The sequence below is a fragment of the Streptomyces sp. WAC07094 genome, assembly GCF_036320405.1.
Classification (GTDB): domain Bacteria; phylum Actinomycetota; class Actinomycetes; order Streptomycetales; family Streptomycetaceae; genus Streptomyces; species Streptomyces lannensis.
This window is the reverse complement of the sequence record NZ_JAVMJZ010000003.1, coordinates 382,410-397,346: the sequence shown is the minus strand read 5'-3', so window position 1 is coordinate 397,346 and position 14,937 is coordinate 382,410. Positions and strand designations below refer to the sequence as shown.

The 14,937-nt window shown below is 67.9% G+C and carries 17 protein-coding genes; 9 read left to right on the top strand and 8 right to left on the bottom strand.

What is annotated here, in order from left to right; translation table 11 throughout:
- Positions 1-176: 176 nt before the first annotated feature.
- From RCR19_RS41260 to RCR19_RS41245, 4 genes are all read left to right on the top strand, one after another.
- Positions 177-872: a hypothetical protein gene (locus RCR19_RS41260; protein WP_331270227.1), complete on the top strand. Its 696-nt coding sequence runs from the start codon at positions 177-179 to the stop codon at positions 870-872.
- The gene (locus tag RCR19_RS41255; protein WP_331270226.1) at positions 847-1,083 is read left to right on the top strand and encodes a holin; all 237 of its coding nucleotides are present in this window, start codon (positions 847-849) and stop codon (positions 1,081-1,083) included. Before RCR19_RS41260 ends, RCR19_RS41255 begins: the two co-directional genes overlap by 26 nt.
- 39 nt (positions 1,084-1,122) lie before the next feature.
- Positions 1,123-1,455: a hypothetical protein gene (locus RCR19_RS41250; RefSeq protein WP_331270225.1), complete on the top strand. Its 333-nt coding sequence runs from the start codon at positions 1,123-1,125 to the stop codon at positions 1,453-1,455.
- Between the two features lie 78 nt (positions 1,456-1,533).
- On the top strand, positions 1,534-1,881 hold the full coding sequence (locus RCR19_RS41245) for a hypothetical protein (protein WP_331270224.1): 348 nt from the start codon (positions 1,534-1,536) through the stop codon (positions 1,879-1,881).
- Positions 1,882-2,199: 318 nt separating this feature from the next.
- Here RCR19_RS41245 and RCR19_RS41240 read toward each other — a convergent pair whose 3' ends face one another.
- The 4 genes from RCR19_RS41240 to RCR19_RS41225 form a co-directional block, all read right to left on the bottom strand.
- Positions 2,200-2,526 carry a hypothetical protein gene (locus RCR19_RS41240; protein WP_331270223.1) on the bottom strand — a complete coding sequence of 109 codons (327 nt, stop codon included), beginning with the start codon at positions 2,524-2,526 and terminating at the stop codon, positions 2,200-2,202.
- Between the two features lie 761 nt (positions 2,527-3,287).
- Positions 3,288-3,629, bottom strand: a complete 342-nt coding sequence (locus RCR19_RS41235) for a hypothetical protein (protein WP_331270222.1) — start codon at positions 3,627-3,629, stop codon at positions 3,288-3,290.
- A gap of 130 nt (positions 3,630-3,759) precedes the next feature.
- Positions 3,760-4,281, bottom strand: coding sequence for an IS630 family transposase (locus RCR19_RS41230; protein WP_331269621.1), 522 nt, complete (start codon positions 4,279-4,281; stop codon positions 3,760-3,762).
- Positions 4,278-4,817 carry a winged helix-turn-helix domain-containing protein gene (locus RCR19_RS41225; RefSeq protein WP_331268430.1) on the bottom strand — a complete coding sequence of 180 codons (540 nt, stop codon included), beginning with the start codon at positions 4,815-4,817 and terminating at the stop codon, positions 4,278-4,280. The genes RCR19_RS41230 and RCR19_RS41225 overlap by 4 nt, the downstream gene beginning before the upstream one ends.
- Before the next feature lie 314 nt (positions 4,818-5,131).
- Between RCR19_RS41225 and RCR19_RS41220 the strand changes: the two genes are divergently transcribed.
- Complete coding sequence (locus RCR19_RS41220; RefSeq protein WP_331263111.1) at positions 5,132-6,283, top strand: ISAs1 family transposase; 1,152 nt, start codon at positions 5,132-5,134, stop codon at positions 6,281-6,283.
- Between the two features lie 633 nt (positions 6,284-6,916).
- On the opposite strand, the gene RCR19_RS41215 is transcribed toward RCR19_RS41220, so the two are convergent.
- On the bottom strand, positions 6,917-7,327 hold the full coding sequence (locus RCR19_RS41215) for a hypothetical protein (RefSeq protein ID WP_331270221.1): 411 nt from the start codon (positions 7,325-7,327) through the stop codon (positions 6,917-6,919).
- 1,768 nt (positions 7,328-9,095) lie between these two features.
- On the opposite strand from RCR19_RS41215, the gene RCR19_RS41210 reads away from it, so the two are divergent.
- Complete coding sequence (locus RCR19_RS41210; RefSeq protein WP_331270220.1) at positions 9,096-9,308, top strand: hypothetical protein; 213 nt, start codon at positions 9,096-9,098, stop codon at positions 9,306-9,308.
- A gap of 777 nt (positions 9,309-10,085) precedes the next feature.
- Here RCR19_RS41210 and RCR19_RS41205 read toward each other — a convergent pair.
- The 3 genes from RCR19_RS41205 to RCR19_RS41195 form a co-directional block, all read right to left on the bottom strand.
- The gene (locus tag RCR19_RS41205; protein WP_331270219.1) at positions 10,086-11,345 is read right to left on the bottom strand and encodes a cation:proton antiporter; all 1,260 of its coding nucleotides are present in this window, start codon (positions 11,343-11,345) and stop codon (positions 10,086-10,088) included.
- 5 nt (positions 11,346-11,350) lie between these two features.
- Entirely contained in the window at positions 11,351-11,821 is a 471-nt protein-coding gene (locus RCR19_RS41200; RefSeq protein ID WP_331270341.1) for a TrkA C-terminal domain-containing protein, read from the bottom strand.
- A 324-nt stretch (positions 11,822-12,145) separates the two neighbouring features.
- On the bottom strand, positions 12,146-13,066 hold the full coding sequence (locus tag RCR19_RS41195) for an ion transporter (RefSeq protein WP_331270218.1): 921 nt from the start codon (positions 13,064-13,066) through the stop codon (positions 12,146-12,148).
- A 164-nt stretch (positions 13,067-13,230) separates the two neighbouring features.
- Between RCR19_RS41195 and RCR19_RS41190 the strand changes: the two genes are divergently transcribed.
- The 3 genes from RCR19_RS41190 to RCR19_RS41180 all read left to right on the top strand — a co-directional run bounded on the left by RCR19_RS41190 (position 13,231) and on the right by RCR19_RS41180 (position 14,910).
- Positions 13,231-13,452 carry a twin-arginine translocase TatA/TatE family subunit gene (locus RCR19_RS41190; RefSeq protein WP_331270217.1) on the top strand — a complete coding sequence of 74 codons (222 nt, stop codon included), beginning with the start codon at positions 13,231-13,233 and terminating at the stop codon, positions 13,450-13,452.
- Positions 13,453-13,581: 129 nt separating this feature from the next.
- Complete coding sequence (locus RCR19_RS41185) at positions 13,582-13,971, top strand: BlaI/MecI/CopY family transcriptional regulator (RefSeq protein ID WP_331270216.1); 390 nt, start codon at positions 13,582-13,584, stop codon at positions 13,969-13,971.
- 6 nt (positions 13,972-13,977) lie between these two features.
- A complete protein-coding gene (locus tag RCR19_RS41180) occupies positions 13,978-14,910 on the top strand; it encodes a M56 family metallopeptidase (RefSeq protein ID WP_331270215.1) in 933 nt (310 codons plus the stop codon).
- The last annotated feature ends 27 nt before the right edge of the window (positions 14,911-14,937 follow it).

The window sequence follows — 14,937 nt, the reverse complement described above, 5'->3', positions numbered from 1 at the left end:
TCGTTGCCGATGGCCGCGCAACCATGCTGGTCTTGCCGCGAAGAACTCCTTCGACGCGATCGTTGCCGAGAAGCCGATTCCCAAGCCCGATGCGAACTCGGGCACGGTCGACGGGAACGACGTCCTCTACGGGCTCGAGGTCGAGAACCTCGGCGACGGTGTCGACGTCTACACGCGTGCCCAGTACGAAATGTGGGTCCGGTTCAACGCTGCGATCTGCCGCCACCACCAGTGGGGGCGCGGGCTGTTGCGCCGGCCACCTGGAGACGTCCGTCGAGGGCAAGGTCGACCCCCGGGGCCGCGTCGAGGGCTACGGCAGTCGCGGCCCGTTCTCGTTCACCATGGCGCAGTTCCGCGCCGATGTCGCCGACCGCCTGGCGCATCCGGCGAGCTGGAGCCCGAGTGCACAGGAAGACGACACCGACATGCCGCAGTACGCGAACCTCGGCCTGGTCCACCCGTACACGCTGGCCCCCGGCGCTTGGCACGACGTCCAGTTCACGCAGGAGTGGACCGACGAGACCGGCGACCACGCCCCCAACAGCGAGGTGTTCGTGGAGGGTCCGGCCCGGTTCACGGGCTCGCTGAGCCTCAGGTTCGAGGACCTGCCGGTCGGGGACGTCGTCCAGGTCCGCATGAGCGAGTGGGAGGGCGACGAGCTTCAGCAGGTGCACCCCATCCACGAGGTGATCGGCACTCCCGGCGGTGCCTACGGGATCGTGCCGCTGACCAAGCGGATCGGGTCGGGCCGCAGCATTCGGGTCCGGCTCCTCAACCAGAGCCCGCCCGAGATCGAGGTCGCGAGGTGCCGTCCTTACGGCGCTGGTGTGGAAGGAGAGCTGAGCTGTGGGAGCCCAGAACGCACCTGTTGAAGCGAAGGTCACCGTGGCCACCGCCACGTCCTACCTGACATCGGCCGGGCTTCTCGCGGTCCTCGCAGCAGTCCAGGACAACACGCGCCTGCTCGATCCGCTGCCGGACTGGATCAGCCCGCTGGTTCTGTCGATCATTCCGGGCATCCTCACCTTCGGCGCCGGGTGGAAGGCGCGGCACTCGCCCCGGTTAGGCGGGGAGCGAGGGTGATCGAGACCGGTATCGCGACTCTGGAACAGCGTCCTGACGGTGGGTGGTGTGCTCACGGCACTCGTGGGCGTTGTCGCTGCCGTCTGGCGGGTCGTCCGGGCCGGGTTGCGGTTCTTCCGCCGGGTGGAGCTGTTCATGGACGACTGGTACGGGGAGGAGGACCGGCCCGGCGTTCCCGGCCGGCCGGGCGTCCTCGAGCGCATGCACGGCTTCGCCGCCCGGCTGAGCCGAGTCGAACACGAGCTGCAGCCCAACAGCGGCCAGTCGCTGCGTGATGCCGTCGACCTCGCGAACCAGCGGCTGGCGTTCCTGTGCCCGGACCCCGACCACACCGAGCCGCCCGATCCGCCGGGCGAACCGACCGGCACCTGATCGAACGCCCACCCGACTCCGGGGGTGGGCGTTCCGGTTGTGGCATTCTGTGCGGCTGCACGAAACCGGAGGTGCCTCTTGACGACGCTGTACCTGTCGGGCCGCGACATCGCTGCCCTGTCCTCGGGCCCGGATGGGGCCATGGCGGTGGAGCTCACCGAGGACGGTGAGCGGTCCCTCGTTGCCGCGGCCGCCAGACTGGTAGCGGTGGCGCGCGTCCCGCCCGCCGAGCGTCGCGCGGCCTGGCTGAAGGAGCTGAGCAACGAGGACCTCGTGGACCTCGCCACGGGCAGGCTCGGCGCCCCCGATCAGGACGTCATGACGGAAGTCGTCCGCCGCATGAAGGACATGCTGGAGCAGCTCAGCCCTGTCCTCAGCGCGATCAGGACCGCTGGAATCGTGCCGGCCAGCGAGGGAGCGTCATGAGGCCCTACACCCGGCCCAACCGCAGGACCTACCCGAAGGCGGAGCGGTCCCGCCGCCAGATCCGACGCGCCACTCACATGGAGGCGTGCACGGTGTGCAGGCACGCGATGCGCCGGCATGCGCTCGTTGGCGGGCAGCGGGTGTGCACGCGCGGGCGCGACGAGCCGATCAGCTGCCGGGACTGCGCCGAGACGTGCGCGCGGACGCCCGCCGTGTACGCAATGGGGGAGAGGCTCGCGTCTTGGCGTCCCGGCCGCTGGCGCTGAAGCCGATGCGGCTCTCACCGCCGGCCGGGGTTCCGGATCGGGCTCGGTCGCTCTAGTGCCGTGACCGGGTGGCGATCACGGTGACGGCCGTGCCCGCCGTTCCGTACAGCGTGTACAGCAGGCCCTGGCCCAAGAGGTCGACGCGCTTCACCTCCTGAGCGTACTTGAGCTGATCGTACGTGGCCGTGCCGGTCGAATCGCCGCCGTTGACGTTGTAGTCGAGCGCGCAGGTATAGCCCTGCCGCATGCGACCGGGGTGGTCCTCGCCGTCCTCGTCCAGCTGGACCCCCGGGCAGTCCGGGACGCCGTAGGCCGCCCCGGCCCTCAGCAAGGTGATCACCCCCCACGCCAGCGGGAACAGGAACAATGCGATAAACACCCCGCGCAACCTCATTGCTGCACCCTAGTGCCGTGCCCGTTTCTCGGGCCGCCGCACCGTCGGCGGCCCCGGCGCGTAACACCGGCGAGCGCGCCTCGATCCCCGACAGCGTCCGCTAGGCCTGGCCTGCCCGGCGCTTCCTTGGCGAGATCAACCGGGCGCCGGCACACGAACTCCTCACCGTCTTCGCCCGCTGGGAGCGGATCGCCAAGGACGCGGTGGCCGCCGTCGAGCGCGGGCGAGAAGTCGCCGCAGCCGAGGCGCGCGGCGAAGAGCCAGCCGGCGAGTGGGTCGACGCGACCGACTGCGTCCTCGACGACGCGGCACACATCCGTGCTCGCGGTGCGGCCTGACTATCATAGTCGTCTCCCAAGTCGTATCGAACCGGATACACCGAGAATCGCTGCCCGCCGTCCAGTGGTTTCGTCGCACTCCTTTAGGAATGCCCGATCACTGAGGAGCCCCGTGATCTACCGGCTCAAGTACGACCCGGCAGCCGAAGCCGTCCACGAGGCAATGCCCCACCGCCAGCGAAGCCCTCACACTCGGCCTCGCCGACACCTGCCACGACCCCATCAACGCCACCGAACCCTACGGCGAAAACGACGACGTAGTACGCATGGTGATCACCGAGCAGGCGTTCGCGGTGATCCTCATCGGAGACGCCTTCAAGACGATCACCGTGCTCCAGGTGACACATCTCGGATGAGACATCGAAGGGCCCCGCTGGATCTCCCGGCGGGGCCCTTCCGCATGTCCGGTTACACGTCGGTCTCGAGGATCGGCACCGGGATGAAAGTGTGGTACTCCACCAGGCAAATTTTCCGCGCGTTGTAGTCGGCCAGCCGCATCCGATACGCCTTCACCTGCCCGGGCATCCACGCCCCCCACAGCAGACCACCCAACGCGATGAGCAGCCCCACCCAGAGGCTCGAAATCGCCACGAACACGCCCACCATGACCACTAAAGCGACCGCCCAGAACTTCGCCTCCACCACCTCCGGCGGAGCGAACTTGGTCCTGTTCGGCGACTCCGCCGGAAGACCCTCCCAGTAGCCGCGCAGCTGCTGAACCGGAGAACCCTTGCAGATCTCACACCGCATCCCAAACCCCCAAGGTCAGACGACCAAGGGAGCATCCGCGGAGGATGAGACTCCATCAAGAGCAGCAATGCGACAGCCCCGCCAGACAGGCTTAAGAGGTCCTACTGACCTTTTCGGAGTGTTGTCGCATTCATTGTGGCAGTCCAGTTCCGGTGAGACAGCCGTCGATGAGTTGGGGTCTGTGTTGGATGTGGCGCATGCCGGAACGGACGGCCCTGACCAAGTGGTCTCTATCGGTGAAGACGATGTTGGCGGTGGTGGAGCGTCGCAGCAGTGACCAGATACCTTCGACCGGGTTGAGGTCGGGAGCGTAGGTGGGCAGCTGGACGATGGTGAGCCAGTCCTGTCCGGCCGCCCACTGCCGTAACGCCGTGCTGCGATGGACATTGAGATTGTCCCAGATCACCATGATGGGGCCGCCGAGTTGGAGGTGGGCCCGTACGATCAGGTCGCGGTAGTCCTGCCAGGTGAAGCCCCGGTGATCGCCTCGCAGATGTCCCTGGACGCGCGGCCGGTAGATCAGCCGACTGCGTTCGCCGGTCTTGTAGCAGGCAAGAGCGGCGAGCGTGACACGTCCACGGGAGCCGCCGTTGAACTGGACTGTGGGAGTGGGCCCGCGCGGGGCCCATGTGCGACTGCGGTGCGACGTCATCGAGACGGCGGCCTCGTCCTCGAAGACGAGCCAGGCCCCGAGCGCCGCGGCAGTGGCTTTGCCGACGGCCACGTCTCCTTGATCCATCCCGCGACTGCCGCTTCGTTGCGTTCGACAGCCCGCCGTGCCGGCTGGCGGCATGACCAACCGTGACAACGCAGTAGTTCCCACACTCCACGGATGGACAGCTGGATTCTTGTCACCTGCGCGAGAAGCAACTGAATGCGTGACAGCGTCCACCGCTCGTCCGGCCACCCGTGGAGGACTGCCCCTTTGAGCAACTCCTCCTCGAGTGCGGCGAAGTCTTCCTCACTCACCTTTCGGGCTTTGGCCGGCCCGGAACAGAGCAGGCCGTCTCTGCCGCTGTCCCGCCAGGACCGCCTCCAGCGTTCCACCGATCGGCGGCTGACACGCAGGTCTTTGGCGATGACGGGGTTGTCCTCACCGCGTTCGAACGCATCAGCAGCCAGCATCCGAATCCGCTCCCGTGCCACCTGCTCGTGAGGCTGGAGCCCGCCCCCTTGCGCATACCGCATATCACTGGCCTATCGCCAAACTGACCAATCGTCACCCCCGACAACACTCCGAAAAGGTCAGTAACAGAAGCTGTTGATCATGTGACTTTCGGTCTGGTTGCTCGTTGGGTCTGTCGTGGGGAAGAGGGAGTCGCAGCCGTGGATCGTTTCGGATGAAGTGTGGTCGCTGATCCCTCTCTGTCAGCCTTGGGGGCAGGGCGATTTCAAAGTCTGAGTGATCTTGTAAGTGTGCAGGTTACGGTGCGCGACGCAACGCAACGAAGCTCCGTTGTGGAGGTGACCTTCCCAAGTCGCCTTCGCCCAACGGAGCTTCGATGTGCCGCCAGTCTGCCACCGTCTGCCTGACCAAGTCGCCCAGCCGTCAGCATCGGTCGATCGGTCCGCTGGCGCTGCGGCTGCAGACGCTGGCTGATCCCCGCTCGCGGCGCGGGAAGCGTCACCCGTTCGTGGCGGTGCTGCTGGTGGCCTGCTCGGCAGTGACCGCCGGAGCACAGTCTTTCGCGGCCATCGGGCAGTGGGCCAAGAACGCGCCGCAGGACGTCCTGACCCGGCTCGAGGCCCGCACTGCCACCGCGCTCGGTGTGCGGGTGGCACCGAGTGGAGCGACGATCCGCCGGGTCATTCTGCACACCTGCCCCGGAGGCTTGGCCGACCTGCTGGGATGCGAGCCGGATGGGAGCGAGACGCTGGCTGTGGACGGCAAGAGCGCCCGCGGCTCGCGCCGTGGCACCACCCCGGCCGCCCACCTGCTGGCTGCGATGACCGGCGGCGGGCAGACCGTCACCCAGCTGCGAGTGCCGGACAAGACAAACGAAATCACCTGCTTCGCCGCCCTGTTGGAACCCTTCGACCTGACCGGCATCACCGTGACTGCAGACGCCCTGCACACCCAGCGTGATCACGCCCGATTCTTGGTGGAGGGCAAGAGGGCCCACTACGCGTTCACCGTGAAGAAGAACCAGAAGGGCTTGTACGAGCAGTTGCGCACCCTGCCCTGGCAGGAGGCGACCGCGAAGTTCTACGACCGGACCACAGGACACGGACGCCTGGAGACCCGGGTGGTGCAGGCGCTGACCGTCACCGAGCTCGGCGTGGACTTTCCGCACGCCGTCCAGGTCGCGAAGATCGTGCGGCACCGCACCAGCGTCACGACCGCCAAACGCAGCCGCGAGACCGTCTACCTCATCACCGATCTGAGCAGCAGGCAAGCCTCCCCGGAACGGATCGCGAAGATCGTCAGATCACAGTGGGTGATCGAAAACCGGCTCCACTTTGTACGCGACACCACCTACCGCGAGGACGCTTCCAAGATCCGTACCGGACACGGCCCAGAGAACATGGCCGCCCTCCGTAGCTTCGCCATCAACCAGCTCCGTGCCGCCGGCCACACCAACATCGCGGCCGGACTGCGGGAGATGGCCCTCCGACCCTTCGAGCGACCGCTGACCCTCCTCGGACTCAGCTGACCAGCATCAACCCCGGATCATCGGACTTTGCAATCGCCCTGGCCTTGGGGGAGACATCCCGCTTCGTCGGGTTAGCCTGACAGGGCACGACAGGAGAACCACCCCCTCATGACCAGCACCGCCCCCGCCGGGTCCGACCCGGCTCCCCGGCCGAAGCGCCGCACCTTCAGATGAGTCCGCAGGCGAGGGAGGCGAGGGCTTCGTGCATGTCGAGCCGTTGTTCCCACCGGACTGCAAGGCGCTTGAACTGGTGCAGTAGGGCGAAGGTCTGCTCGACAATCGGATAACTCCACCAGCGCCAATCCCGGCCTCCCCGCACACGCCGCAACGACGCGCACAGAAAGCCGATCACGGCCACTGCCAACCATCAGCTGGGATCGAACTGTCAAGCATCAACCGAGATCGGACACCCGTAGGGCGCAGAGTGTCTAGGATCAGTTGAGCTTTGACGGACCTGTGTCAGTTGATGCTTTCCGGTTCCTAGCCTGTCGTGCGGTTCTTCGTGCCGTAGGCCTCGGTGAGACTTCCTGAACCTGTGGGGCTACAGTTCTGCGTTCCGGGCGGGGTCAGTGATGTCCGGCTCGGCGGCGCCCGGAATTAGCCGTGACGCCGCCTACAGGGGCCGGGCTGGCGTCACTTTTCGATGTCGAAGGCCTCCACCGTGTCCTGGGGGAGGACTCCGTCGCTGCGGCCACCGATGGCGTAGACGCACGTCCGGTCCAAGTCGTCGGGGCACGGCGCGGCTGTCCCTGCTAGCGCAAAGCGCGATGTGGGCATCGAGGGCAGTGTGGCCCAGACATTGGCCGTGGGAATGTAAGCCTCCAACGTGGCGAGAGCCACGCCATTGTCAATGCCGCCGACCGCGTACACGCACGTCTGCGCCGCGGCCTTCGGACAGGGCGCGGCGGCCCCCGCCAGGTCTTGGCGGGCGGTGGGCATCAAGGGCAACGTCGCCCAGACATTAGCCGTGGGAACGTAGGTCTCCGCCGCGCGATGCAGATCATCAGGGGCACCGCCGCCGGGAAAGCCGCCGTAGGCGTACACGCAGGTCTCGTTTCTTTCCTCGGTATCAGGGTCTGCTCTGCGTCGCCCGCCGGGCTCGCGGGGCGTATCACTTCCACCTCCAGCAACCGCCTGCGGGCAGGGCGCGGCCGCCCCCGCGAGGGCGGTGCGGGCGGTGGGCATCGAGGGCAACGTCACCCACAAGTTCGTGGCTGGGCTGTACGCCTCCGCCGTGTTCAACTGTGTGGCTCCTGCGCTGCGGTTGGCGCCGCCGATCGCGTACACGCAGATTCCGCTCAGCCCCGCCACGCCCCTTGGACAAGGCGCGGTCGCTCCGGCAAGGCCGTCACGGGTGGAGTGCATGGGGGGCAGGGTCACCCACGCGTTTGTGGCGGGGCTGTACGCCTCAACCGTGTTCAGCTGGTTAGGAGACGGTTGGGCGCCATCGGCGCCGCCGATCGCATACACGCAGGTTCCACTCAGCCCCGCGACACTCTTTGGACAGGGAGCGGCGGCCCCCGCCAGGCTTTGGCGGGCGGTGGGCATCGAGGGCAGGGCCACCCACCTGTTTGTAGCGGGACTGTACGCCTCCACGGTTCCGACAACGCCGGTTCCGTCGTTGCCGCCGATCGCGTACACGCAGGTCCCACTCAGCCCCGCGACACCCTTCGGGCAGGGCGCCGTGGCCCCCGCCAGGCTTTGGCGGGCGGTGTTCAGGTGAGGCAACGTCAGCCACACGCCCTGGGCGTTCGCGAGCGTGGGCGTCAGGGCAAACAGGGGCGCCAGCAGCATCGCGAACAGCAACCGGGAGATCAGACCTGGGGATCCACTTTCCCGTCTGAGTCGGACTTTCACGTACGTTCCTACCTTCCTGGGCGATGTCTCAGACAGCCGTGCAGTCATTCCGGGTTCTTGACACGGGCCCATACTGAAATGCCGTCAGGTTTTCGCAGTGCATTCGCGGTGTCGGCAAACGGGCGAAACTAGTTCCTGGTTGGGCCGCTGGTGGTCCAAGACAGACGCAAGTGCATCCGGTGGCATGCCTGGCCGCCATAGATCACTACCGCGGTCAACGAGGGCGCCGGCCAGGGCTTGGGCGTAGATCGGGGACGAGCCAAGCGTGGCCTGGTCAGTCAATGCTATTAGAAGTCGGGCAGGTTGGCGCCTGTATGCCCTTCACCCGGTTGGCTCCGAACACCGAACAGACCGTCTGCCCTGCATTTAGGCGATGCGTTTAGGCGATGGGCGCCGAGGGCTGTTACGGGTTTCTCTACCTCATCAAGCCCCGGCTCTGCTCTGCTCCGCTGCGCCGGGCGCGCTTCCCGGCTCCGCTGCGGGCGACGCTCCTGCGTCCGGCCCGCTTCGCCCGCGCTGCGCCGACGTGCGCCCACATGTGGATAGGGTCGGTGGCCATAAGTCGATCACCGCAGAGAGCGGCCCGCGGTCAAGGCAGTGCCTCCGGCGGGGGATCGGCCGGCACCGGGATGGAGGGGGCGCCGTCGCCGACCGTGAGCCCGTAGTGGTGTGCGGGGAGCTTCCGTCCCGTCCGCCATCGGCCCAGGCAGAGCCGAGCAGACGCGGCCCATGGCGGCCAGGTCGTTCGCACAGTGGCGCGCTCCACCCGGACGCCATGAACCACGCCCGCTCCACGGTGTGTGGGTCGACGGCGTACGGGATGGGAGCTGGAGTAAGTGGTGGGTTTAGGAGGGATGATGCCGTCATGGCAGATGAACCCGGGCGCCCCCTCAGAGAGCTTCGCCAAGGCGAGACAGTCCAAGCAACGATCACCAGTCACGAACCATGGGGGCTCATGGCGGAGCTCAACGGATACGAGCCTGTAGACGCCTCGCTGGACATCTATCGCCGCAGCCGCGAGCCGGGAGTGCAGCGGCTCGCCCAGGAGTTGGCGCCTGTGGGAGTGACCGTCGACCTCGTCATAGGCGAGGTGCGCACGTGGCATCACAAGCCGTGGATATGGGTGGACCTCACAGCGCCCAGTCATGACCCGTCGGACCGTCCGTAACCGTCGACGGCATGCAGGTCGCGGTTCGTGTCCCCACCGTGCCCGACGGGGCGGCGGCCAACGGGGGACAGCGGGGAACACCGGCGAACGTCCCAGGAACGCGCAGGTCAGCGTCTTGCCAGATCAGACCGCATCCGCATACGCGATCTTCCAAACTAGTGCTCCACAACCCTGGAGTGGGACATTGAGGCTCCGCACCGGCCGCGCGGTACGGTGCCGCTCAGGGGGTGGCCATGAGTGAACAGGACCTCTCGGCCTATGCAGCGATGTGGACCACGGAACGGGATCAGTGGGCTCCATCGATTCGACGATGCGTTCGGTCGGCTTCTATCCCTCGTGCGCGCTACCCATTTCGGTCGACCTGGCGTCAGGTGCGTAGTACTGGCCGGAGTGGGCTGGGGTGGGGCGGAAAGACACAGGTCAGAACCCTGTGGGCATCCGATTGTGCGGGAGACGCGGCAGGGATGATCCCTCATGTTCCCGCGGGAGCATGAGGGATCATCCAGGCGTGAGAATCGGTGACGATCGGGGAAGATGCGGAATCTGAGCATCCTCGCAGCTCAGGCGTCGTGGAGGGACCACTGTGCGGGGGCTTCGGCCGTCGGCGTTGAACCACCCTCTGACCTGGCGAAACTCGTGGCTGCTTCGTATCAGGCCCTCGCGGAGGCCGAGGCCGCCGAGGTGGACGCCGGCCCGCCACTGCGGAACGGGCCCGTCAGCGTCCGCCGGGCCGAGGACCCGCTCACTCCCCGAGGAGATCGATGGCCGCGACCGTCTTCAGCGCCTACCCGCGGTGTCCTGTCCGCCCACCGTTTCCCGCAGCTCCTCGCGTGCTGCGGGAACTTCGGCCGGTGTCCTGTCCCTCGGTGCCGACCGAGTCAGCCGGGCCGTCAGACGCAGGGCCACCGGTTCGGTGTAGCGGGCGGTGAGGGGGCCGAGGATCACCAGAATGAGCACATACGCAGTGGCCAGCGGGCCGAGCGAGGGCTCGATCCCCGCGGTGACCGCAAGTCCCGCGATGACGATGGAGAATTCACCGCGTGCCACCAGCGTGCCGCCCGCGCGCCAGCGACCCTTGACGGAGATTCCGGCTCGCTTCGCGGCCCAGTATCCGGTGGCGATCTTCGTGAGTGCGGTGACGGCGGCCAGGACGAGCGCGGGCAGCAGCACCGGTGGAATGCTGGACGGATCGGTGTGCAGTCCGAAGAAGACGAAGAACACCGCGGCGAACAGATCCCGCAGCGGCGCCAGCAGGTTGTGCGCCCCCTCGGCGACCTCGCCGGACAGGGCGATACCGACGAGGAACGCGCCGACGGCGGCGGAGACCTGGAGTTGCTGGGCCACGCCCGCGACCAGGAGGGTCAGACCCAGCACCACCAACAGCAGCTTCTCGGGGTCCTCGTTGGAGACGAACCGGGAGATGTGCCGTCCGTAGCGCACGGCCAGCAGCAGCACCAACCCTGCGACGCCGAGCGCGATGGCCAGCGTGATGCCACCTGCGGCCAGTCCGGTCCCGGCCAGCAGCGCGGTGATGATCGGCAGATAGACCGCCATGGACAGGTCTTCCAGTACGAGGATGCTCAGGATCACCGGAGTCTCACGGTTGCCGAGTCGCCCGAGATCGCCGAGTACCTTGGCGATCACGCCGGACGAGGACACCCAGGTGACACCGGCCAGGACGACCGCCGCGACCGGGCCCCAGCCGAGCAACAGCGCCATCGCGGCGCCGGGTAGCGCGTTGAACGCCATGTCGACCAGCCCGGCCGGGTACTGGGTCTTGAGGTTGGAGACCAGATCGCTGGCCGTGTACTCCAGGCCCAACATCAGCAACAGCAGGATCACGCCGATCTCGGCGCCGGTCGCCACGAACTCCTCGCTCGTGTTCAGTGGGAGCAGCCCGCCCTCACCGAAGGCCAGACCGGCCAGTAGATACAGAGGGATCGGCGAGAACCGGAAGCGCGCGGCGAATCGGCCCAGCAGGCCGAGACCGAGGATGATCGCGCCGAACTCCGTCAGGAACACCGCAGAGGAGTGCACCGCGATCAGTCCCGTCCGAGGATCGAGGCCGCGGCATCCACACCTTCACGCGTGCCGATCACGATGAGCGTGTCACCGCCGGCCAACCGGAAGTCCGGTCCGGGAGAGGGGATCGCCTCGGCGCGGCGCAGCACGGCCACGATCGACACTCCGGTCTCCGTACGCATCCGCGTCTCGCCCAGCACCCGTCCGTTCCAGTACGACGTCGCCGCCAACTCGATCCGCTCGGCGACCAGTCCGAGCTCGGTGGTCGACAGCAGACTCGAGCTGTGATGCTGCGGCATCATCGCATCGATGAGCGTCTCCGCCTCTCCGGAGGTCAGTCGCACCGACAAAGCACACGCGTCCGGATCGTCATCCTGGTAGGCACTCAGCGTTCGTGAACCGTCTCGGTGGGCCACCACCGACAGTCGACGCTGTTCTCGCGTGGTGAGGTCGTAACGCACGCCGATCCCCGGCAACGGCGTACTGCTCATTCGCGTGGTGCCCACGGTTGCCCCTCCTGTCCGAGCGGATGTTCTTGACCGTCTCTTTGGAAAATCTTGATGCCACCTTAACGGCTGCCTCGGAAACCACCGAGGGTGCCCACCCGCCGACCGTCGGCCGGCAGCGGGCTCCGCGGCTCATGAGCGAGAAGGCCGGAGGAGGTGCCGCTTCATCGTCGACACCCTTGGTACGGCGGTTTCGGGCGCTGCCGGTCGGTCAACGCGGCTGGGGCTCCCGGACACTGCTGCGTCGACATCGAGGTGATCTATCTCACTCGGCCCGGGTCGCGGTCGTCGCGGATCCGCCCGCACGGGCTACGTGTGCCCGCGAGCGGACGGGACGGGCCGGTCCGCAGCGGGTGAGGGCGCCGATGTGCCGGCGAGCTCGCGTTCGAGGTCGTTCAGGGCGCGGCGGGCGATGAGGACGCGCTCGAGCAGCGCCTGCTGCCTGGCCGGGGCGGATGGCGGGCGGGGCGCCGGCGGTGAAGGGTCCTGTTCCATGGCGCGGGCTTCCTCGAGGGAGGTCAGTACGACTCCGATGAGGACGTTGACGAGGACGAAGGAAGCGAGCAGGACGTAGGAGGCGTAGTAGAGGAGGCTCCAGCGGGAGACCTCGAGGCCCGCGTGCACGGCGTCGGTGATGCCGTCGAGGGTCATGAGCAGGAACAGGGTGAGGGCTGCGCGGCCGACTGAGCCGTAGTGCTCCGGGTCGTGGTGGGCGAAGAAGACCCAGCCGACCATCGCGTACAGATACAGCAGCAGGGCGCCCACGAGGAGGAAGCTGACGGTGCCGGGCAGGCTGCGGGCGACCGCGACGAGGACGATGCGGAGCTGGGGCAGGAACCGGGCCGTGCGCAGCACACGGGCCAGTCTCAGCAGCCGCAGGACCGTGGTGTTCTCGCGGACGACGGGCAGGAAGGTGCTCAGTACGACGGCGAGGTCGAAGAGGTTCCACGGATCGCGGAGGAAGTCGCGGGGTCGGTCGGCGTGTGCGCCCAGACGCAACAGGATCTCCGCGGTGAAACCGGCCACGCAGGCGTGCTCCGCCAGACCCAACCAGCCGCGCCAGGCGGTCGCCACTCCGGAGTACGTCTCCATGCCGAGCAGCGCGGCGTTGGCGATGATCAGGCAGAAGACGGTACCGGCGAACCACCGTGCCTCGGTGACGGTGCGGCACCATCGTGCCGTGGAGGTCCGTAAGGGGGTCGGCCGCATCGTCGGAGCACCGTCCGTCATCCCGCTGTGTTCCTCCGTGCAGCACCCTGTTCCCGGCCATCCGGGCCGGAAGGCGGGCTTGTTGAGAGATCACGCTCTGCGCAAGACTTCTACAGTAATGTAGTAGACAGCGGCTCGTGCCGATGTGCAGGCCGGTCGCCGTTCGCGGAGAGGGAGTTGATCTGATGTTCGGCCTGAGTGAGCTGGCGCTTGTGCTCCTCGTGGTGGTCGTCGTGCTCGGGGTGAAGAAGCTGCCCGAGTTGACGCGTTCCGCGGGCAAGGCCACACGGATCTTCAAGAGCGAGGCCAGGGCGCTGAAGGAACAGGAGTCCGCTGCGGCGTCGGACGCCGGACGGGTCGTCGAAGGCACCGTTCTGCGCCGCGACGACCGGCCCTCTCGGGACTGACTCCGCGCCCGACCGGACCGACGTGGCCGGAACTGACGTGGAGTTGGCTCCCGTAACTCGGCGGAAGGTGCGCCCATGGGCTCTACCATCTACAGCTTGTGGCGTGGTGACCGGCGGAAGGGAGAGGACGTGAGCGACCGGCGACAGCGTCCCCGGCGGCGAGGGCAGGGTGAGCTGGAAGGGCTCGTCCTGTCGGCCCTGCGCGAGGCGCGCGGCCCTGCGCCCGCAGGTTGGGTGCAGGAGCGTCTCGGCGGAGATCTCGCCTACACGACCGTGGTCACCATCCTGACCCGATTGCTGGACAAGGGGGCGGTGACCCGGGAGCGGGCGGGCCGGTCCTTTGTGTGGACGCCGGTCTCGGACCAGGCCGGGCTCGCCGCACGCAAGATGCGCAAGCTGCTCGACGGCGAGAGCGACCGGGAGGCAGTGCTGGCTCGCTTCGTGACCTCGCTGGAGCCCGACGACGAGCGTCTCCTGCGGCAGTTGCTGGGCCCACTCGGCCCGGAAGGAGAAGCCTGAAGCCTCATGGGGGTGTTCGTCTTCCTGCCCCTGGTGCTGCCGTTGACCGCGTGGCCGGTGGCGCGGCTGGCCGAGCAGCATCTGCACCCGCGGACCGCGACTTGGCTGTTGTCGGTGGCGGCGGGGGTCCTGGCCCTGTGCAGCACGGTGTGCCTTGCGCTGCTGATGGTGGTGGGCACCGCCCAACTGCCGGGCAACCCGCTGCCGGACGGCTGGTCGGACGAGGAGGTCCGTGATGCCGTCCCCTGCGACGAAGTCGCGGGAACGGCCGCCATTCCCGCCCTGTTCGTCGTGATGGCCGCCTGCTCGCGGGTGCTCTGGCGCCACCACCGGGTCCGGCGGCGGGCCGAAGAGGCGCTCGCCGGGCTGCCGAGGATGTCGGTGGCGGTGCTGCCGGACGAGGTGCCCTATGCGTATGCGCTCCCCGGGGGCCGCCGGGGCCGGGTCGTGGTGTCCACGGCCATGCTCGCCACCCTGAACGGGCCGCAGCGGCGAGCGCTGTTCGCCCACGAGCGGGTGCATCTGACCGCTCACCATCACCGGTTCCTGCTGGTGGTGCAGTTGGCCGCGCAGGCGAACCGGTTTCTTCGGCCGTTGTGTTCGGCGGTGTCCTACACCGTGGAGCGGTGGGCGGACGAGGAGGCGGCGGCCCGGCTGGGAAGCCGTCGGATGATGGCGCAGACGATCGGCAGGGCGGCGCTGGTCTCGAGGGGTGCCCCTGCGGCGACTCTGGCCGGAGTGGCCTCGGCCGGTCCTGTTCCGCGCCGGGTGGCCGCGCTGCTCGGGCCGCCTCCCGCCGTGCGTGCCTGGCCGCCCGTCTTCACCGCGGTGGGCCTGGCGGTGTGGACCGCCGCGGCGGGCACCATGGTGTCCGCGCTGTCGTCGGCGAACTCCGCCGTCACCCTGTTCCTTGTGCTCAAGGCGGCCACGCCCTTGTAGCAGATGAGCCGTGCCGCTCGAGGCGGC